Origin of the sequence: Streptomyces sp. NBC_01224 (assembly GCF_036002945.1) — a bacterium.
GTDB lineage: Bacteria > Actinomycetota > Actinomycetes > Streptomycetales > Streptomycetaceae > Streptomyces.
Map to the genome: position 1 here is coordinate 8909156 of NZ_CP108529.1, position 20249 is coordinate 8929404.

Annotated in this window: 14 protein-coding genes and 4 pseudogenes; 15 read left to right on the plus strand and 3 right to left on the minus strand. The window is 68.9% G+C overall.

What is annotated here, in order from left to right:
- Positions 1–133: 133 nt before the first annotated feature.
- Together OG609_RS40415 and OG609_RS40420 are read right to left on the minus strand one after the other, a co-directional pair.
- A pseudogene (locus OG609_RS40415) lies at positions 134–602 on the minus strand (transposase); the annotation flags it as partial.
- 65 nt (positions 603–667) lie between these two features.
- Positions 668–1435, minus strand: a complete 768-nt coding sequence (locus tag OG609_RS40420; RefSeq protein WP_327277352.1) for a transposase — start codon at positions 1433–1435, stop codon at positions 668–670.
- A 107-nt stretch (positions 1436–1542) separates the two neighbouring features.
- Between OG609_RS40420 and OG609_RS40425 the strand changes: the two genes are divergently transcribed.
- The gene (locus OG609_RS40425; protein WP_327277353.1) at positions 1543–2196 is read left to right on the plus strand and encodes a hypothetical protein; all 654 of its coding nucleotides are present in this window, start codon (positions 1543–1545) and stop codon (positions 2194–2196) included.
- 382 nt (positions 2197–2578) lie between these two features.
- On the opposite strand, the pseudogene OG609_RS40430 reads toward OG609_RS40425, so the two are convergent.
- A pseudogene (locus OG609_RS40430) lies at positions 2579–2743 on the minus strand (IS701 family transposase); the annotation flags it as partial.
- An 82-nt stretch (positions 2744–2825) separates the two neighbouring features.
- Between OG609_RS40430 and OG609_RS40435 the strand changes: the two are divergent.
- From OG609_RS40435 to OG609_RS40500, 14 genes and pseudogenes are all read left to right on the plus strand, one after another.
- Entirely contained in the window at positions 2826–3005 is a 180-nt protein-coding gene (locus OG609_RS40435) for a helix-turn-helix domain-containing protein (protein ID WP_327278352.1), read from the plus strand.
- A 38-nt stretch (positions 3006–3043) separates the two neighbouring features.
- Positions 3044–3721 carry an HdeD family acid-resistance protein gene (locus OG609_RS40440; RefSeq protein ID WP_327277354.1) on the plus strand — a complete coding sequence of 226 codons (678 nt, stop codon included), beginning with the start codon at positions 3044–3046 and terminating at the stop codon, positions 3719–3721.
- 250 nt (positions 3722–3971) lie between these two features.
- On the plus strand, positions 3972–4784 hold the full coding sequence (locus OG609_RS40445) for a hypothetical protein (protein WP_327277355.1): 813 nt from the start codon (positions 3972–3974) through the stop codon (positions 4782–4784).
- A pseudogene (locus tag OG609_RS40450) lies at positions 4757–5080 on the plus strand (transposase); the annotation flags it as partial. The gene OG609_RS40445 and the pseudogene OG609_RS40450, both read left to right, overlap by 28 nt.
- Before the next feature lie 365 nt (positions 5081–5445).
- Positions 5446–6522, plus strand: a complete 1077-nt coding sequence (locus OG609_RS40455; RefSeq protein ID WP_327277356.1) for an ATP-grasp domain-containing protein — start codon at positions 5446–5448, stop codon at positions 6520–6522.
- A 438-nt stretch (positions 6523–6960) separates the two neighbouring features.
- A complete protein-coding gene (locus OG609_RS40460) occupies positions 6961–7989 on the plus strand; it encodes an ATP-grasp domain-containing protein (RefSeq protein ID WP_327277357.1) in 1029 nt (342 codons plus the stop codon).
- 247 nt (positions 7990–8236) lie between these two features.
- Positions 8237–10984: a non-ribosomal peptide synthetase gene (locus OG609_RS40465; RefSeq protein ID WP_327277358.1), complete on the plus strand. Its 2748-nt coding sequence runs from the start codon at positions 8237–8239 to the stop codon at positions 10982–10984.
- 41 nt (positions 10985–11025) lie between these two features.
- The gene (locus OG609_RS40470; RefSeq protein WP_327277359.1) at positions 11026–12012 is read left to right on the plus strand and encodes an NAD-dependent epimerase/dehydratase family protein; all 987 of its coding nucleotides are present in this window, start codon (positions 11026–11028) and stop codon (positions 12010–12012) included.
- Positions 12005–13954 (plus strand): pyridoxal phosphate-dependent aminotransferase, encoded by a 1950-nt coding sequence (locus tag OG609_RS40475; RefSeq protein ID WP_327277360.1) that lies wholly within the window; start codon positions 12005–12007, stop codon positions 13952–13954. The genes OG609_RS40470 and OG609_RS40475 overlap by 8 nt, the downstream gene beginning before the upstream one ends.
- Before the next feature lie 53 nt (positions 13955–14007).
- Positions 14008–14463 (plus strand): hypothetical protein, encoded by a 456-nt coding sequence (locus OG609_RS40480; protein WP_327277361.1) that lies wholly within the window; start codon positions 14008–14010, stop codon positions 14461–14463.
- Between the two features lie 53 nt (positions 14464–14516).
- On the plus strand, positions 14517–16298 hold the full coding sequence (locus OG609_RS40485) for a carbamoyltransferase family protein (RefSeq protein WP_327277362.1): 1782 nt from the start codon (positions 14517–14519) through the stop codon (positions 16296–16298).
- A 138-nt stretch (positions 16299–16436) separates the two neighbouring features.
- Positions 16437–16931, plus strand: a pseudogene (locus OG609_RS40490) (ISAzo13 family transposase); the annotation flags it as partial.
- A 457-nt stretch (positions 16932–17388) separates the two neighbouring features.
- Positions 17389–17745: a DUF5132 domain-containing protein gene (locus tag OG609_RS40495; RefSeq protein ID WP_114248407.1), complete on the plus strand. Its 357-nt coding sequence runs from the start codon at positions 17389–17391 to the stop codon at positions 17743–17745.
- 170 nt (positions 17746–17915) lie between these two features.
- Positions 17916–20210 carry an ATP-binding cassette domain-containing protein gene (locus OG609_RS40500; RefSeq protein WP_327277363.1) on the plus strand — a complete coding sequence of 765 codons (2295 nt, stop codon included), beginning with the start codon at positions 17916–17918 and terminating at the stop codon, positions 20208–20210.
- Positions 20211–20249 lie beyond the last annotated feature (39 nt).

Sequence of the window (20249 nt, forward strand, 5' to 3'; positions counted from 1 at the left end):
GACACGACGTACTCTGTCCTGCCGGCGCTGAGCCCCCGGTACGGGCTTGACCTGCCGACTCAACGGTCACGTCCCGCTGGGCGGTGTAGTCACGGCAGCTGTTTCGATCAGGACGGCGGCGAGCCGGTCCAGGGGCGGCGGGGTTGGGGAAGACCTGGACGACGTCGGTCCGTCGTTTGATCTCCCGGTTCAGGCGCTCCAGTGGATTCGTCGACCAGATCTTCCAGCGCGCGGTTGGGAAGTACGCGAACGTTGTGATGTCTCCGGCTGCCTCCAGCAGCATGGCCTTGACCGAGGGGAAAACTGCCGTGTGAGCATGTCGACCACCACGTCCAGCTGATTGCGGACGGCCTGGGCGAAGATCGTGCGGATGGCCGCGGCCACCAGGCCGCTGTGCGAGTCGCAGATCACCAGCTGGACGTGGTCCAGGCCGCGGGCCCGCAGACGGCGCAGGAACTCGGTGCAAAACGGCTTCGACTCGCTGTCGCCGACCATCAGCCCGAGGACCTTGCGGTGCCCGCCGGCGGAATCCCCGTCGCGATCATCATCGCCTGCGAGACAATACGGTGATTCACCTGCGCCTTGCAACAGGTCGCGGCCAAGGCTTGTCCCGTAAGTGATCTTCGAACGGGTGGGGACACGGCTCATCGTCCATCCGGGCGCGCATCTATCCAGCGAGGGCGAGGTTGTGCAGGCGGGCAACGCCGAGGATGCCATGGTGGACTCCTTCTCCTTTGAGTCGGCAGTCGCGGAGGATCTGCCAGGTCTTCATGCGGGCGAAGGTGTGCACGACTCGGGCGCGAACCTGCTTGTGGGAGCGGTTGTGTTCCACCTTCCAGGACGGGAGTTTTTCGCCCTTGCGGCGACGGTGTGGAATGACCAGACCGGTGCCCTGATAGCCACCGTCGGCAATCGTCATCGTGTTGCCGACGGCGGCTTTGGCACCGGACTCCTCCCACCCTCGGGAGTCGTGCCGATTGCCGGGCAGCGGCCGGCCAACCACGACGACGCGGCGGGTATCGGCGTCGATGACCACCTGATGAGCAGTGGAATACCGATAGTTCTTCGACTGCTCGGCAACCGTATGGTCGCGGGTGGGCACCAGGGTGCCATCCACGATGAGCAGGGTGTCCTTGCGGAACCGCTTCCGCGGCTGGAGAGCGAGCATCGGTCCGAGGTGGTCAATGATCCGGTCCGCGGACGACTTGGAGATCCCGAACAACGGGGCAAGCTGCCGCATCGTCAAGTTCGTTCGCCAGTAGGCCGTGACCAGCAAGACGCGGTCCTCAAGCGACAGGCTCCACGGGCGACCGGGATGCGGGTCGGTGGCCTGCTCGCGCCGTATCGCGGTCACCAACTCGCTAAAGCGGCGCGGGCTCAGCCCGGTGAAGGGAGCTATCCAGGACGGCGCCGACGCCGTGATCACACCAGCCACACCGTGATCGTTCCACCCCAGGAAGCACGCCGAGCGAGTGCCCTTCGTGCAAGGGTCAGTGGCCAACGGTGCTGTGCCTGCCGATGTGGCCAGTCCAGAATGTTGTCGTGGCCGAAGACGAACAGAGCGGCATAGAACCGTGTTCATTCCTGATGTGCGCGACGGAGGTGGCTCGGCTGCTGGGTGTCGAAGACGTCGCCATCAAGCCGAAGGACCGGCATGCCCGCCACCTCGCCCATGCGGTGCGTAAGCCACTGCTCGAACGTGCAAGTCTGCCCGCGGAGTTGTTCTCCCCGTTGATGGCGGCAGCCGTATACGACCCAGATCCCAGCTTCTGCCGCTGGTTCGTCGAGCCAGCGGTCTACGCATTCGGACGCCGCCGTGTGATGGCAGCATTGGTCGACTATCTACGGATCGGCACGGATGCCGAGCGAGCGGGTGCCGTGCGGGCCTGGTACTGCGCCCATGTGCCTTTGCATGCAGATCGGTCCCCAGCGTACGGACCCGGTGGGGTACGTGATCCCGCTCTGGACGAGTCGCAAGACATCAAGGACACCTGGCTGGAGGCCTCAATGCGGGTGTTCGCCGAGGCCACCGATCTGCGGATGCGCCACCGTGTCCTGCTGGGCCTGCCGACCTCCCGCGCGGCATACCCGCCACGCCTGCACAAATTACTTGAAAGTACACTCGCGTCCGCCCAGGCCCATCCCGACCAGCACATCCGTCGATGGGCCGCCGCAGCAGACCACGACGCAGTCTGAGCCCGGCTGTCACCCCCCGGCAGTTACGGGACAGCCGTTGGCAATCGTCCGTGAATCTACCTGTGGGGGCGCACAACATGGACCACGATCGCCGGTTAGCCAAACCGGCGATCGTGACGACCACTGAGGGTGTTCGCAGCGGCTGTGCTTGGCGGTGAAGCCGTTCGAACACTACGGCCCTTCATGTCGGCGCCTTGCAGCCCCGCAATTGACAGGGGGATTGCGGCCGGTCCATCGATGGCGGTGGTGGCGAGCGTGGTCGGAATCGAAAACCGCGCTGCCATGCCACCACCCAAGACGTCGGCCCATCCCGGTTCACCGTCAGCGACGTCATGGCACCAGCGGAAGGCCAGCGCAGTAGGAGGAATTCCGGTAGGACGTTTCAATGCTGTCCCCTGACCTGGAAGCGCTTCCGCACCCCCTTGGCCGCCGCGTCGGCCGCCATGACCGTGAGGCAGTCGTGGGCGAGCATGGCCAGGGCGATGTGCCGGTACCAGCCGATATAGCGGCGAACCTCGTACTGGTCCAGGCCGCACGCGTTCTTCGCCGCCTGGAAGTGGCGCCGACCGCCCCCCTCCACCGAGCTGGCCAGACTGCTCGGCACCACCCGTGCCGGGCTGCTCGCGGCGCTGGCGCGACCGGCTTCCACCGCACAGCTCGCGGCAGGCCACTTCCTCAGTCCCGCCACGGTGTCGTACCACCTGGGCGTGCTGCACCAAGCGGGTCTCGTCGCCCGCGCCCGGTCCGCGGTTCACCGGGCCCCGTGCGGCGCGGTCCGTGCCTCCGCCGTCAGCCGGGTGGACCGGTAAAGGTCGCGGGGCGCCCGTGCCCGGTACAAGCATGGATCATGACCGACGCATCGAGCAGCTCCCCCCGGGGACCGGAATACGACGATCGCCACGCCCGTGCCGCGGGTGACGTGCACGCGCCGAAACCGCACCCGGGCTACATGGAGCCACCCTTCGAGGGGTTCCTGCACCGCCTCTCCCGCACCGCCTGGCAGGTCGTCCTGATCACCGGCATCGCCTCCCTGGTCCTTGGGATCGTGATCCTGGCCTGGCCGGGCCCGTCCCTGCTCGTCGCCGGGATCCTCTTCGGCATCTACCTCATTCTCAGTGGCGCGCTCCAACTGGCGGCCGCCTTCGGCACGCACAGGGCGACCTCGCTGCGTGTCCTGGCCTTCATCAGCGGCGCCCTGTCGATCCTTCTGGGCCTGTTCTGCTTCCGGGGCAGGTTGGAGTCGATCCTGCTGCTCGCGTTGTGGATCGGCATCGGCTGGCTGATCCGCGGGATCACCCATACTCTGGCCGCCGTTCACGACCCCACCATGCCCGCGCGCGGCTGGCAGACCATCCTCGGCGTCGTCACCTTCATCGCGGGGATCGTGCTGATCACCTCGCCGTTCACCTCAATCGCCGTGCTCACCCTGGTCGCCGGCTGGTGGCTGGTAGTGGTCGGCATCGTCGAGTGCGTAACGGCGCTCCGGCTCCACGGCCGTGCACAGCGGATCCCGCGCACGGCATGAACCCCGTGCAGTGCGTCAACTTCGTGCCGCACAGGTAGCCCGAGAGGGCGGTTTTCGGGGTCGACACGCTGAATGGCGCGTGCGTCGCCGGCAGATGCCCCCTTGCGAGCCCAACCCCACGGCACCCACGCACCGCTCGTCGGTATGCCTGGCTGCGGGTGCTCCTGGCGCTCGTCGCGCTGCTGCTCGCGGCCGGTGCGCACGCGGAGGCGGTGGAGGGCGAGTCCGCCGCGGTGCCCACGGCTCAGGTGTGCGACGCGGAGTACGACGCGCCCGCCACGGCACTTCGCCGGGCCCTCCGGGACACCGCACCCTCGTACTGCTGCGGCGGCGGTCGTCCACCCATGACTCCGTTGTGCGGGACCCCTGGTCGAGTCCGGCCGCCCAGGGCGCCGGGGTGCGCAGCAACTCGGCCGCGGCCTGGGCCGACGTCGTACGCGACCAGCACCAGCTCGCCGCCGAGGCCGGCGGAGACGTGGCGGAAGCCGATGACACGATCCGTGTCGGCAGGGAAGCGGCCGCAGTCACCGCCGACCACGGCCCCGACCGAGCGGGCTGCCTGATCAACCTGGGCGTCGCCCTGCGGATGAGGTTCGAGCACGCCGGACGGCAAGCAGATCTCGACGAAGCAGTGTTCGTGTACGCAAGGGCGTGGGAGTCCGGTTCGGCGGCGCCTTCCGTGCGGATGCGCGCGGTTCGGGCGGCGGCCCAGCTGCTGGCGCTGTCGGAGGCCGGACGCGCACGGGCGGCGGACCTGTTGGAGGCGGCGGTGCGGCTGCTGCCTGAGGCGGCCCCACGTCAGTTGGCTTGTGGCGACCAGCAGTACGCGCTCGGCGGTTTCGCTGGACTGGCCGGTGATGCCGCCGCCCTGGTCCTCGCCGCCCCCGGAAGGAAACAACAGGAGCGCGCGGACCAGGCGTTGCGGTTGCTGGAGGCGGGGCGAGCGGTATTGCTGGGCCAGGTACTGGACACCCGGAGCGATGTCACTGTCCTCCACGAGCAGCACCCGGAGATGGCCGCGCTGCCCATCTCGGTGAACTCCTCGCTGCCTGCCTCGAGATGACCGCACTGGCCCAGCTCGTTTGCCACTTCGCCCAGCTCACGGCCGAGCGCCGCGGAACGGACCTCGACTCCTGGATCAAGCAGGTACGCGTGGCCGGTCTGCCCGAGCTGGACGCCTTCCTCAACGGCCTCGACCAGGATCGTGACGCCGCCGTCGCCGGGCTCACCCTTCCCTGCAGCAACGGCCCCACCGAGGGCGTCAACACCAAGACCAAGGCCAAGACCAAGATGACCAAACGGCAGATGTACGGCAGGGCAGGCTTCAGCCTCCTCCGTCACCGCATCCTCTTGGCATAACCTCCCGCACGTCACCACCGAAAGTGCGACAGAGTCGTTCATTTGACAGACCCGGTTCCGGCGTGCCGGGCACGGCCAAGGAATCTGGGCTTCCTGTTGTGGGCATTCATGATTCTCCTGTGATTCATATCACAGGATGTGATCGACTGGGTCTGTGCAATGATTCACCGGTGCCGGAAAAGATCCGGCTGCGTCACGATGAAATCGCAATAACTTCTCCCTGGCTCGGCAAGTCGTAACACTGGAGACGACGCATGCCCACGATGGTGGTTATTGGATATCGGGATGATCTTGACGAGGCGTTACGGCGTCGGGGTGTAGATCCCTTCTATATCGTTCCGGCTCCGGTCATCTCGCCGGAGAAGGTGACATTTCGCCGTGTCGCCGACATGGAGAACGTCCAGGAAGTTCTCCGCTCAGTGCTCTCCGCTCAGGCGGGCGATCTGGCAGGAGTGCTCAGCGTCCATGAGATGGGTGTATTCACGGCGGCCTGCCTGCGTGGGCAATTGAACCTTCCGGGGAACGCGGATTCACGTAAGGTCCTCAACTTCCGGGACAAGTACCTCCAGAAGAGCCTGCTGCCGCCGGAGGTGCGGCGCGCACGGTGCCGGTATCTGTCCGTGGGCACGCCCTACGAGGAGTCGGCCGCCGAGCTGGGCACCCCTTTCGTCGTCAAGCCGGCCACCGGGGCGGGCGCCCTGCGCACCAGTGTCGTCCGCTCGCCCGAGGAGTACACCCGGGCGCTTGAGCCGTTCTCCGGGCGCTCGGACGTCGAGGTCGTGGCCGAGTCGTTCGTCGACGCGCCCGAGGTCTACCTCGACGGCATCTGGCAGCACGGCGCGCTCCAGTGGTCGTCTCTGAGTAGCAATCACATCTCCCCGCTCAGCGCGGTACAGGGCGGCGTTCTGGCCGCGCATGTGCTCGACCGACAACGATGTCCGGACCTCTTCGAACAGGCGGAGGCCATGGCCCGCCGGGTGCTCGCCACCCTGGAGGCGCCCGACTGTGTCTTCCATATGGAGGCGTTCCATCAGCCCGACGGGCTGACGTTCGGCGAATGCGCCGTCCGGCTGCCGGGAGCCCTGTCGCCCCGGGTCAATCAACTGACCTACGGCGTCGACCTCCTCGACATCGAGATCGCCCTCGCCCTCGGGGAAGCGCCTGAGCCGCCGTACGGCCACCGGGCACCGGACCGCTTCCACGGATATCTGCTCCTGCGTCACCCGCGCGACGGCACGCTGACGCAGCAGGACTTCGAGCGTGCCTTCTCTTTCGACGAGCTGCACTACCCTTCCGCTCCCGACGCGCCGGTCGGTCCTTACGGCCGCGTCGGTCACGCCGTCGTGTCCGACGCGGACGAGTCGAGGCTCAGGTGCACGATCGACGAGATTGCATGCTTCAACGAGACAGGCGGCGCCCGCGGCGACTTGTCGCTCGCATGACGGCGGCCCGGTCGGATCCGGCCCCGGGCGCGGCGCATCGTACGCCGGTGCCCTATGGGTCATTGGCCGCTGCAAGTACAGGGCGTCGCAACACCGGCTCGGCGCATATCTTCCGGCACGCGGAAACAGCAGTTCGCGAAGCAAGTAATTGCAAGAACCCTCATTGTGGTCCATATCGCACGATCCACGGCCATGTGGCTGTGTAATGGCGTATCGGATGCCAGGGGGTGGATCCCGCCACTCGTGGCGACGTAACACGACATTAATTCGTCATTTCGGCAGTGGTGACTCTGGAGACGGCGCATGCCCACGATAGTCGATGTCGGACACCGGGGAGATCTCGATCAAGCCCTGCGGTGTCGGGGTCTGGAACCCTTTTACATCGTGCCGGCACCCTTACACTTACAGGGCCGGAAGAAATATCGCTGCGTCGCGGGCATGGAGAATGCGCAGGAAGCATTCCGGGCGGTGCTCTCCGCCGGTCTCCGCGACCTGGCTGGCGTCATCAGCGTCCATGAGTTCGGAGTCTTCGCGGCGGCCTATTTGCGCCAGCAGTTGAATCTTCCCGGAAACTCCGATTCCCAGGGAGTTCTCTTCTTCCGGGACAAGTACCTGCAGAAGAGTCAGCTCCCGCCGGAGGTGCGGCGCGCGCGGGCCCGTTATGCGTCCCGGACCACGCCCTACGCGAAAATCGCCGAGGAACTGGGGAAACCGTTCGTCGTCAAACCAGCCATCGGCGCGGGCTCGCTGCGCACCGAGGTAGTCCGCTCCGCCGAGGAGTACCACCGCGCGCTGGAGCCGTTCCCAGGCGAGTCGGACGTCGACCTGGTCACGGAGTCGTTCGTCGATGCCCCCGAGATCTACATGGACGGCATCTGGCAGGGCGGCGACCTGCACCGGCGTTCCCTGACGCACTATCACAGCTCGCCGCTGAGCGCCGTGCACGGTCGGGTCCTCGAGGCCCATCTGCTCGACGAGCGGCTGCACCCCGACCTGTTCGAACAGGCAGAGAACCTCACCAAACGGGTGCTCAAGACCCTGGAGGCACCGGACTGCGTGTTCCATCTGGAGGCGTACGTCGAACAGGACGGGCTGACCTTTGGCGAATGCGCCATCCGCCTGCCGGGCGCGCTCTCCCCTCAACTAGTCCAGCTCACCTACGGAGTCGGCCTTTTCGACGCCGAGATCAGCCTGGCGCTCGGACTGAGCGTCTCCCTCCCCCCGGCGGTCCGCCCGCCGGAGCACTTCCACGGCTATCTCCTGCTGCGGCGCCCCGACCACCGCAGCCTGACGCGCGAGGACTTCGGGCGTACCTTCAACTTCGAAAAGCTCACCTATTCCTCCTCACCGGACACGCCACCCGGCCCCTACGGCCGCGTCGGCGAGGCGATCGTCTCCGACCCGGACGACCGGCGGCTGAGCCGCACGATCGAATTCGTCCGGTTCAACGAGACCGGCGGGACGTAGGGCCCGGCTCGGACAGGCCCACATCCCAGCGCCGCAGCTACTCCCACCGGCACATTGCCCGCACGCGGACCGCCACCCGCCGACCTGAACCGGCCGCGACCGCGTGCCGCGCACCGCCCGCGGCGGGCACCGCCCCGCCCCGGACTCACAGGGCCTCACCGCTCGCGGACACCACCCACCCCTCCGCCAGTATGTGCGCGCTGATCCACCCAGTTCAGTCCCACCTCGATCGGGGGTCTTCACTGCCATGTCGGACATACGTCAAGCCACAAGCGTCACGACGCTTCCGCATCTGCTCGAACGCGCCGCACAGGACACCACACGCGGCGTCACCTTCGTCGACGGTCCGTTCGTCTCCTACGCCGACCTGCGCGAAGGCGCCCTGAGAATCGCCCAGGGCCTGCGCAGCTGGGGCGCCGCACCGGGGGACCGCGTCCTGGTCGCGGCCGGCGACCCCGAGAGCTTCTTCCGCGCCTTCTGGGGCTGCCTGCACGTCGGCGCCGTGCCCTGCCCGATCGCCCCGTCCGCCGATCCCTCCCGCCTGCGCCCGCAGCTGGAGCACCTGCGCGGCCTCCTCGGTGACCCGCTGGTCGTCGTACCGAAGGCATACGGCGATCTGCCCGACGTCGGGCTGACCACGGTGACCGCGGAGGAGCTGGACGCCGCCCCGGCCGAGCCCGAGCACATCCACGAGGCCGCCCCGGACGACCTCGCCCTGCTGATGCTCACCTCCGGGTCGACCGGATCGAGCAAGGCGGTCCGGCTTACCCACGCCAACCTTCTCGCGGCACAGGCCGGGAAGTCGGGGGCGCTGGACCTGGGGCCCGCCGACACCATGATGAACTGGATCTCCGCCGACCACATCGCGGCCATCGAGGCGCACCTGCTGCCGATGCGCAACGGTGCGAACCAGGTCATCACCACCCCGGCCACCGTGCTGGCCGAACCGGATAAATTGCTTAGTCTCCTGACGACCTATCAGGTACGGGTGACGTTCACCCCCAACTTCCTCTTCGGTCAGATCAACCAGGCCCTCGCGCGGACGGCCGGGACTCTGTCCGGCATCGATCTCTCGCGGATCCGGTACATCATCTCCGGCGGCGAGGCGACCGTGACCGCCACCGTGCGGTCGTTCCTGGACGCCCTGGCCCCCTACGGACTGCGCTCCGACGTGGTGGTGCCCGCGTTCGGGATGACCGAGACCTGCGCGGGCAGCGTGTTCAACCGCGAGTTCACCGACCGCGACCTCGGTGAGGAGTTCCCGCCGCTGGGCCACCCGGTCGAGGGGCTGTGCATCCGGATCGTCGACGGCGCCGGCACGGTGCTCTCCTCCAGCGACCGTCCCGCCTCGGCCGGGTCCGGCGAGGTGCAGCTGCGCGGAACCATGGTGACCGGCGGGTACTTCGGCAACCCCACGGCCACCGCCGAGGCATTCACCGACGACGGCTGGTTCCGCACCGGCGACCTGGGCCGGCTCGATGCCGACGGGCGGCTGACCCTCATCGGCCGCACCAAGGACTCCATCATCGTCAACGGCGTCAACTACTACAGTCACGAACTGGAAGCGGTCCTCGACGAACTCGACGGCGTCCGGCGCGGACAGGTCACCGCCTTCCCGATCCGACCCGAGGGCGCCGACTCCGAACAGCTCGCCGTCGCCTTCGTGCCGGCCGGCGACCCGGCCGACGAGACGACCCTCTACCGCACGCTCGTCGCGATACGCAGCTCCACGGTGATGCACTGGGGATTCCGTCCCCAGCTGATCCTGCCCGTCGCCGCGACGCAGATCCCGCGCGGCAACCTCGGCAAGGTCCAGCGGTCCCGGCTGCGCACGGCCGTCGAGGCCGGGACCCTGGACGCGGCGGCCCGGCGCGCGCAGGAGGTGACCGGCCGCTTCCTCGGCGGCCACGTGGAGCCGGCGGACGAGGCGGAGGCTGCCCTGGCCCAGGTGTTCGCCGAGGTGCTGAACGTCGAGCGGGTCCCGGTCACCGCGAGCTTCTTCGACCTGGGCGGCACCTCGCTCGACGTCCTGCGGCTCAAACTCAACGTCCAGACCGCCTTCGGCCTCGACGACCTCCCCATGGCGACGCTCCTGCAGGCCCCGAGCGTGCGGGCGCTGGCGGCCCGCCTGACCTCGGCGTCCGGCGCGGGCGGCGACGCCGCCTACGACCCGCTGGTGCCGCTCCAGGTCACCGGCGAGGGGACCCCGCTGTTCTGCGTCCACCCGGGCCTCGGCGAGGTACTGGTCTTCGTCAACCTCGCCAAGTACTTCACCGGGGAGCGGCCGTTCTACGCGCTGCGGGCCCGGGGCTTCGGGCAGGGGGAGTCGCACTTCACCTCCTTCGACGAGATGGTCGGCGCGTATGTCGCGGCGATCCGCCGGACCCGCCCGAGCGGCCCGTACGCCGTGGCGGGCTACTCCTACGGCGGAGCCGTGGCGTTCGAGATCGCCAAGCGTCTGGAGGCCGACGGCGAAAGGGTCGACTTCGTCGGCATCTTCAACCTTCCCCCGCGCATCTCCGGCCGGATGAACGAGATCACCTTCACCGACGGCGCGATCAACCTGGCACTGTTCCTCGAACTCATCAACCCCGCCGACATTCCCGAACTGACCACCACCCTGCGTCCGTTGCCCGAGGCGGACCAGCTCGCCCACCTCGTCGAGCACGCCCCGCCCAGGCGGCTGGCCGAACTCGACCTGAACGTCGAACGGTTCGGCGCCTGGGTGCACCTGGCGCAGAGCATGGTGCACCTGGGGCGCGACTACGAGCCGTCCGGCACGGCCGAACGGGTGCGGGTCTTCTACTGCACCCCGCTCAAGGGCACCAAGCAGGAGTGGCTGGACGGTCAGCTGCGCGACTGGGACGAGTTCGCCCGCGAGACGAACAGCTACATCGAAGTGGACGGGGAGCACTACACGCTGATGAGCCCCCAGCACGTCCAGAGCTTCCAGGCGACCCTGCGCAGGGAACTGACCCGCGCGCTGGACCGATGACCTGCCCGGGCCACCTCCGACACGACCAGGAGCGACTGACCATGCAAGGCAAGAAGATTCTCGTCACCGGCGCCACCGGACAGGTCGCGCGACCCGTGGCCGAGGCGCTCGCCGTCGGCAACGAGGTGTGGTGCCTCGGCCGGTTCGGCGATGCCGAGGCCCGCAAGGCGCTGGAGACCGCCGGCGCCCGTACCGTCGTCTGGGACATGGCCACCGACGAACTCGACGGGCTGCCGCAGGACTTCACCCATGTGCTGCACTCGGCCGTCCACCGGGGCGACGGCCACGACTTCGAGGACACCGCCCGCGTCAACGCGGTGAGTACCGCGCGCCTGATGACGCACTGCGCCGAAGCCGAAGCCTTCCTCTACGTGTCCTCCGGAGTCGTCTACAACCGGGCCGACGCGACACACCGCTACCGGGAGAGCGACCCGCTCGGCGGCGCGGCCGCCTGGCTGCCCACGTACCCCGTCGCCAAGATCACGGCCGAGGGCGTGGCCCGCGGCCTTGCCGAGAGTCTGCGACTGCCGACGGTGATCGCCCGGCTGAACATCGCCTACGGCCCGTACGGGCACGGCGGCGTGCCGATGATCCTCTTCGAGCAGCTGCGGAGCGGCCGGGCCTGCGCGGTGCCGCGCGAGGGCCAGAACTACTGCAACCTGCTTCACACCGATGATGTCGTCCGTCAGGTGCCGCTGCTGTGGGCGGCCGCCCGGACGCCTGCTCAGGTGGTGAACTGGGGCGGAGACGAAGAAGTCGGCATGACCGACCTCATCGAGTACATGTCCGCTCTCACCGGCGTCCCGGCCCGGCTCGACCGCGAGTCGCCCAGTCGCGAGACGGCGATCTTCGACCACCGCGTCCGCCGCGACCTCATCGGCGACTGCACCGTCGACTGGCGGCCGGGCATCGCCCGCACGCTGGCGGAAATGTTCGAGGAGTACCGCGACCGCATCGAGGCGCGCCTCGCCGCCGATGAGGGCGAGACGCCCGGCACCTCCGGGGGAGTGGAGGACGGCGATGCGTAGGGAATCGGATGTCACCGAGCTGCGGCGCGTCCTGTGCGCCGCGCTGGAGTCCGGCCGGCCGGTCGGCGCGCCGGGCCGACTCGGTCTGCACCACGAGCGGTTCGCGCGGGCCGACGCGTCTGTCCCGCACCGCCCCACCTTGATCGGGGGAGTCCCCCAGGGCCCGAGCAGTCCCGCTCCCGGCCTGTTTGCGGTGGAGGAACTCCTCTCCCGGGTGAAGGAGTTCGGGCTGGAACAGATTCTCGTGCCGTACGTGCGCCGCACCGACGACACCGGGCCGCTGCGCGCGGCCGGGTTCGTCGCCGCCGCCGCGGGAAGCGAGGGGCTCGTACGGCTGCCCGGCGAGGTGACCGACGTGCTGCGCGGCCGGATCGGCGAGCAGCGACTCGGCGAACTGCGCGCCCGCCACGACGAGTACCGGGAGCTGAGCTGGGAGCTGATCCCGCTCGGCGACCTTCCTCGGCAGCCCGCGGCGCGCGAGGCGTTCGCCGCCCTTCATCAGCAAGAGGGCGGGCGCGGCGCGCTCTGGAGCGCCGAGGCGCTCGACGCCCTGGCCCAGGGGTCCCTGGCGGACCGCACCGACCTGCTCGTACGCCGCCGCGGCGGCGACGTCGTACAGGCCGGGCTCCTGGTCCGCTCGCACAACGGGCGCGGGATCTACAGCCTCACCCAGGCCCTGGCCCCAGACGCTCCGGAGGTGCGGCAGGCCCTGTACGAGGCGTCCCTGTACGAGCTGTATCTGCACGCCCGGCGCACCGGCCTGGAGTGGGTCCACCTGGGGCCCGGCGACGCCGAGCGGATGCGGGCCCTGGGCGCCGACCAGTTCGTCCCCCTAGACCACTGGCTGCGCGCCCCCGGCGTGGACGCCGAGCCCGAACAACCCACGGAAGCCGAGGTGTCGGCCTTCGCCACCGAACCGGTCGCCGCGGTGCCGGTCCCGGGACCGGCACGCTTCCGCGGCCGGCCCAAGTTCGACCTGCTCGACCTCTCCGGCAATACCAACCCGTTCCTCGGGGCGGACGGACGTTACCCCGAACTCGACACGGCCGAGTTGGCCCGTACGTATCTGACGACCGTCGGACGGCTGCCCGGACACGAGGGCCTCGGCGAACTCGGCGCCGAGTACGCCCTGTTCACCAGCGGGGCCGTCGACGCCGTCATGCTGCTCCTCGCCGCGCTGGCCTCACCGGGCGAGGCGGTCTGCGTCACCCCTCCGACCTTCGAGCTGTACGCGCACTTCGCCCGTGTGCTGCGGCTGCCCGTCGTCGAGGCACCGCTGCTCGGCGACGACCTGGCGCGGCTGGACGTCGAACGGATCCTGGCGGCCGACCCGCGCGTGACGTTCCTGTGCGACCCCAACAACCCGGTCGGCACCAGGCTCGACCCGGAGCAGGTGCTCGAACTGGTCACCCGCAGCCGGGGCCTGGTCGTGATCGACGAGGCGTATGTGGAGTTCAGCGCGGGGCCCTCGTACGCCCCGCTCATCGTCCGGCACGACAACCTCATCGTGCTCAGGACGCTCTCCAAGGCGTGGGGGCTGGCCGGGGCCCGCTGCGGTGTCGCTCTGGCACAGCCGGGGCTCGTCGACGCCCTGCGCCGGGTCCAGGTGCCCTTCGGGTTCACCAACGCCTCGCAGTGGGCGGTACGCGACCGGCTCACCGACTCCGCGCGGGTGCTGGACAGCGTCCGGCGCATTTTGTCGGAGCGGGACCGGATGGCCCGTGCGCTCGCCCGGCACCCGGCCGTGGAGCGGGTGTTCCCCTCCGAGGCCAACTTCCTCCTGGTCCGCACGGACCAGCACGAACGCGTCATGGAGCAGCTGCGCGGCGCCGGGATCATGGTCGCCGACACCGCCCGGCTGGTCCCCGGCACCTGCCGTGTCTCCATCGCCGACGAGCGGGCCGGCGACACCCTGCTCGACGCCTTGTCCCGTGTGCGGTGAACCGCCGGCCGACCGTCGCGCCACCAGCACCCCGAGACCGAAAGGACCGGCCCGTGGGTAACCGCCCCCAGACCGACCACCCGGTGCACGACCGCCCGCTGACCAGCGAGGTCGTCGCCGAGAACTACGACCGCTGGAGCCCGCCGCTGCATGCGGACTTCGCCGCCAATGAGCACAACGGCCGCGTCGGCCGCACCCTGCTGGTCGACACCGAAAGCCTGCGCGTCTGGGAGACGCGCCTCGAACCGGGCGAACGCCTTCCCGTCCACCGCCATGTCCTCGGCTACCACTGGATCGCCCTCACCGACGGTTGCGCCCGCCAGCACATGGGCGACGGCACCAGCCGGGAGATCTCCTATGCGCGCGGGCAGACGAGGTACTTCAGCGTCGTCGACGGCGGACATCACCTGCACGACCTGAAGAACATCGGCGACGAGGTGCTGTCCTTCCTGACCATCGAGTCCAAGGACGGCCCGAACGAGCCGATCGACCTTCCGCAGGACCCGTGACGGCGGCCGCGGGGCCGTGTCGCAACCACCGTCGCCAGGGAGGCTGAACCACCGTGATCGTGCTCGGATACAACGGATTCACCAGGGGCGCCGAGATCTTCGGGCGCCTGTTCGGGGCGACCGGCGTCGCCCGCAACCTGCTCGTGGGCCACGACGCGTCGGCGGCCCTCGTGGTCGACGGCGAACTGGTCGCCGCCGTCGAGGAGGAACGGCTCAGCCGCGTCAAGAAGACCTCCGACTTCCCCGCCCACGCGATCCAGTGGTGCCTGGACTTCGCCGGCGTCCCCCTCGACCAGGTGGACGTGTTCGCCTTCCCCTGGCGCTTCTCGCCCGAGGTGGCCGACGAGATGATCGCCCAGGTTGCCTCGGGCGATCTGTCACCCGCCGAGAAGTTCGACGTCCTGCGGCGCACCGGCGAGTTCTACACCGACATGGTCAGCCGTGAGGCGGTCCACGACGACTTCGTCCAGCGCACCGGCCATGAGCTCGACCCCAACAAGCTGGTCCTGGTGCCCCATCATCTGGCCCATCTGACGTGTGGCGCCTATCTGGCCGGGGGCGGGGACGCGGCGTTCCTGGTGGGCGACGGCCGGGCCGAGACCCTGTCCTCGGTGACGGGCGAAGTGCGCGACGGCGTGGTGCGCGTCTTCGACGACAGCACCATCCCGATGGCCAGTTCGCTCGGCGTGGCCTACGGACGGATCACCCGCTACCTCGGCTTCGTGCCCAACAACGACGAGTACAAGGTGATGGGCCTGGCCGCCTACGGCCCGTCGCCGCGTCGCAACCCCCTGCTGGAGCGTTGCGTACGGCTCCACGAGAACGGCACGTACACCATTTCCATCCCCATGGACGTGACGGCGTACTACGCGCTGTTCGACGACCTGTTCGACGGAGACAGCGAGAAGCGCGAGGAGTTCGACTTCCGGGTGAAGGTCGCCGCCATGGCCCAGCACATGGTGGAGGCCGTCACCACGCACCAGGTGCGGGCGCTGACGGCCGCCTCCGGTCTGGACACACTCCTCTTCGAGGGCGGTCTCGCATTGAACTGCGTGGCCAACACCAAGATGCTGGAACGCTCGTCGTTCACCGGCATGGAGGTCAGTTTCGGCGCGAGCGACCCGGGGGTCGCCATCGGCGCGGCCGTGTACACGGCCGGGCTCAGAAACCGCCCCGCCGACGCTGCCACCACGCCCTACCTCGGGCCCTCCTACGACGAGCGGCACATCCTGGAGGCACTGGAGGAGTACGCCGACCGCGTCGAGTGGCAGGAGGAGGCCGACATCGAGGCGGTCACCGAGCACACGGCGCGGCTGCTGTCGGAGAAGAACGTCGTGGCCTGGTTCCAGGGGCGCACTGAGTACGGGCCGCGCGCTCTGGGCAACCGCAGCATCCTCGCCAACCCGGCCTTCCCCGAGATCAAGGACATCATCAACATCCGGGTCAAGCACCGCGAGCCCTTCCGTCCCTTCGCCCCGGTCGTCCTCGAGTCCGAAGCGCCCCGGGTGTTCGACCTGGGCAAGAAGACCTCATCGCCGTACATGACGTTCGTCTTCCCGGTCCGCGAGGAGTACCGCGAACGGATCCCCGGAGCCTGCCACGTCGACGGCACCGCGCGCGTGCAGACAGTCGACGACTGCCAGAACCCGGTCCTGGCCCGCCTTCTGCGCGCTTTCACAGACCGGACTGGCGTGCCCTGCCTCCTCAACACGTCCTTCAACGTGGCCGGTGAGCCCATCGTCTGCTCGCCGCGCGACGCTCTGGAGTGCCTCCTCGCCACGGAGATCGACCATCTGGTTATCGGCCGCTTCGTGATCACCAAGAAGTCCGGCTGACCCCGGCGCCCCCGTTCCCACGGTGAGCCGGGCGGATGCGAGGCCTACGGCGGCCGACACACCCGCCGTCCGGCCCCGCCCGCGCTCGCCGTAGGCCCGTAACCACCAGCCCGTCACGGCATCCGCATCAGTGACGGGCAGATGACCGCGCTGCCCCTGAGCCGCCATGACTGGCACGGCGACTGGAACTACACCCTGCGCCCCGAGGAACACCACCGCGACGGGGCCCCACCCATCCCGCCACAGAACCAGCCCGGCCCCGGACGCGACTGGCTGACCCTCCCGGCCCTGACTGGCATGCGGCCCGACCAGTGGGAACAGCTGGTCAACGAACTGGCAGTGGCCCGACAGCTCCAGCGGGAAGAGGACCTTCACCAACGACGCGGCGGCGACCGGCAGAAGACCCCCGCCACCGGCCTCTACACCGGCCGGCGCCCCGGCCTCACCCTCGTCGACCGACTCCTGGCCACCATCCTCTACCAGCGGTTCAGGATCCCCCAGTTCGTCATCGCGCCGCTCTTTACCATCACCCCCGCGACCCTCAACCGGGCCATCAGCCAAACCCGCCGACTCCTCCACGACATCGGGCACGCCATCGAACCCGCCGAAACACAACTGGCCACCCTCGACGACAAGGACGCAACCGAACCAACTCAGCCGCTTCTTTGGATCGGTATATCACTAAGGGCGCCGGATTCGACGTGCGGGCCTCCCATGAAGCCGTGCTTGGGGGCGGGCTGCCGTTTCCCGCCCTGCGGGCGCGGGTGAATGCGAACTCGGCATTAATGAGTACTTAGGAAAATCGGTCCAATAGAGCGTTCGGTGAGTGTGCGTACAACAATCAATGTTGCTCGGGAAGATCAAGAGCACTCACATGAGTGAACCCGGTCGAAACAATTTGGCCTCGATGCACATGGCTCCACTACGGTGGCGGAAGAGCGGGTACTGGACCCCATCGACGAGGAATTCGACCCAGCAGGGAAAGTGAATTCTGGAAATGGGTGCTTCCGTCCGCGCATCTGTGCACTGTTTCGGTGTGCGCAGTGCCCGAGGTCCCTGTCATACGTATGCGTAGCGAAGATGGAGCATCATGCCGCCCGTAGTACCGCCCTTCCTGTTCGGCCTCATCGCCGCTCCACTGGCCAGGCGTCTCCTCAAGCCGCTGATGCGCGGCGTGGTCAAGGCATCCGTCGGTCTCGCCGTTGAGGTGAAGAAGGCGACCCTTGAGGCCGGAGAGAACATCCACGACCTTGCGGCCGAGGTGGCCGCCGAGATGGTGGCGGCGCAGATCGCGGCCGGTGACGTCGAAGCCCGTTCGGGTGACGGTCAGCAGGCCTCCGAGAGCAGCGCCCCGAAGGGCGCGAAGGACGAGGCCGCCGCCAAGGCTGAGGGCGAGGCGAGGGCTCCGAAGATCCGCGCGAGCGTCGGCGCCGGCAAGCCGCGCTGACGGTTTGTCCGGCGGCCCGGCCGCCGCCCGGGCTCGGAGAAATACGCCCGAGTGGCGGTCCGCCGCTGATCTGTCGGCCGCATCGATTTCCCCAGGTATTCCGCTCTTTCGCATTGATCCGTCGTGCTGGTGACGGCTTTTGCGACCTTCACAAACAGGTGATCGTACACATGCCATCTCTGCTGGGTGCCGCAGCCGGATATCGCTCCGTGGATTTGGACGTGCGGCCGCGTTCGGTCATTCCGGGCCGTCAGCGCTGGGACGTCAAGCTGGTTCTCGGACGGCCTCAGGCGGCCGAAGTCCTCGCCGCGACCCTGCGACGCCTTCCCGGCATCACCGAGGCGCAGGCCAGCCCGATCACCGGCGGGGTCCTCGTCCGGCACGATGCGCGGGTGAAAGCCGCGGACGTTGGCCGGCTCGTCCGCAGAGCCGTCACCCTGGTCGTGGAGGGCTCGGCCGGAGCGGGGCGTCCGGCCCCGGCACGGCCCGCCGTCGAGCCCGCCCCGCGCGCGGATCGCGGCGTTGTGCGCCCCGTGCTCGCCGTCGGAGGTGGGGTGGCGGCCGGCATCGCCCTGATCCGCGGGTCGGCGCTCAGCAAGCAGCTGGTGGCGCTGGGCGGAGTGGCGGCGGCGACCGCGGCCGTTGTCCGGACGGCCTGGCGCAGAACGGTCGACGTGACCCGGGACCTGCCCGGAACAGGAGCTGAACGACACCCCCTGCTGGAGATCGTCGAGCCGCACCGCCGGCATCTCTACCGCGCCTCCGCGCTGTCGGTCGCCTGTCAGGTCTCGGAGATGGCGCTCGGTACCTTCCTCGGCTGGACCGCGCTGGTCCTCATCAAGGGCGAGGCCGCCCCGCTCGTCCGCTTCGGCCTGACGACCGCGTCCGCGCAACTATGGGGCTTGGCAGGGCTGGTGGCAGCAGCCTGTGCCGCCGTGGCAGCCCTCTCGTACTCCTCGAACCTCCAGTGGCGCCAGCTCGGCCAGGACATCGAGCACGACTGGCGCAACCGGACGTACGCTCACGTGCAGCACCTCGAACTGCGGCACCTGGAGGGCGAACGGACCACCCGGATCGCCGGCGCGCTCACCGACGACGTCCGCCAGCTGGGCACCTTCTTCGCCACCTCGGCCAACGACCTGCTGCAACTGGGCACCAGCCTGGTCCTCCTGGTGCCGCTGTTCCTGCTGCTGGCACCGCAGATCGCCTGGATCGCGTTCCTGCCCATCCCGGTCATCGCCTGGCTGTCGGTCCGCTACCAGGACAAAGTCGCGGCCGACTACGCCGTCTCCGGCGAGCACCGCGCCAGGCTGCACAGCCAGTTGGTGAACACGCTGGAGGCCGGCGCCACCGTCAAGAGCTTCTGCACCGAGGACTACGAGGCCGAGCGCATCGACCGGCTGAGCGGGGAGGCTCAGGAGAGCAACCAGCAGACCGACCGGAGCACGATCCGTCACGCCGAGATCGTCCGGGTCTGCACGACCAGCTCGATGGCCGGCACCCTGCTGATCGGCGGCCGGTCGGTGCTCAACGGCAGCCTGTCATTCGAGGTGTTCAGTCCACTGATCGGGCTGCCCCAGATGGTGCTGCTGCGGATGAACCGGCTCGGCGGCATCGTCGACCAGTACCAGCGCACGATCACCGCCTACGACCGGGTCCAGCGGCTGCGCGCCCTGCCCGCCGAGACCGACGGCACCGGCGAACCGCTCGACGTCGAGAAGGTGCACGGGGAGATCGTCCTCAACAACGTGACCTTCGCCTACCCCGGTCGGCCGCCGGCGCTGGAGGACCTCTCGCTGACCATCCCCGCCGGGCAGGTCACCGCCCTTGTCGGCGCCACCGGCTCCGGCAAGACGACGATCGCCAAGCTGCTGATGCGATTCCAGGACGCGGAGTTCGGCAGCGTGCTGCTCGACGGGCGGGACGTGCGCGACTTGCCGCGGCACGATCTGCGCCACGCGATCGGGTTCGTCGCCCAGGACCCCTTCCTCTTCGACGGCACCATCGCCGACAACATCCGCTACGGCAGCTTCGGCGCCTCCGACGAGGCCGTGGTCGAGGCGGCCATGATGGCCGAGTCACACACCTTCATCGCGACGCTGCCGGACGGCTACGACACGGTGATCGGCGAACGCGGAGCCGCCCTCTCGGGCGGGCAGCGGCAGCGGATCGCGCTGGCGCGCGCGATCCTCAAGGACGCGCCGGTCGTTGTCCTCGACGAAGCCACCTCCGCCGTGGACAACGAGACCGAGGCCGCCATCCAGCGCACGCTCCGCGTCTTCGCGGCCGACCGGACCATGGTGATCATCGCCCATCGGCTCTCCACGGTCCGCCACGCCAACCGGATCTACGTCATGGACAAGGGCGGAGTCGTGGCCGAGCAGGGCACCCACGACGAACTCCTCGCCCAGCACGGACTCTACGCATCCCTCTGGCAGCTCCAGGCCGGCGAACTCGCCGCCTGACCGCAACTGCCGCGCCATCCGACCGCCGACCGCGTGACG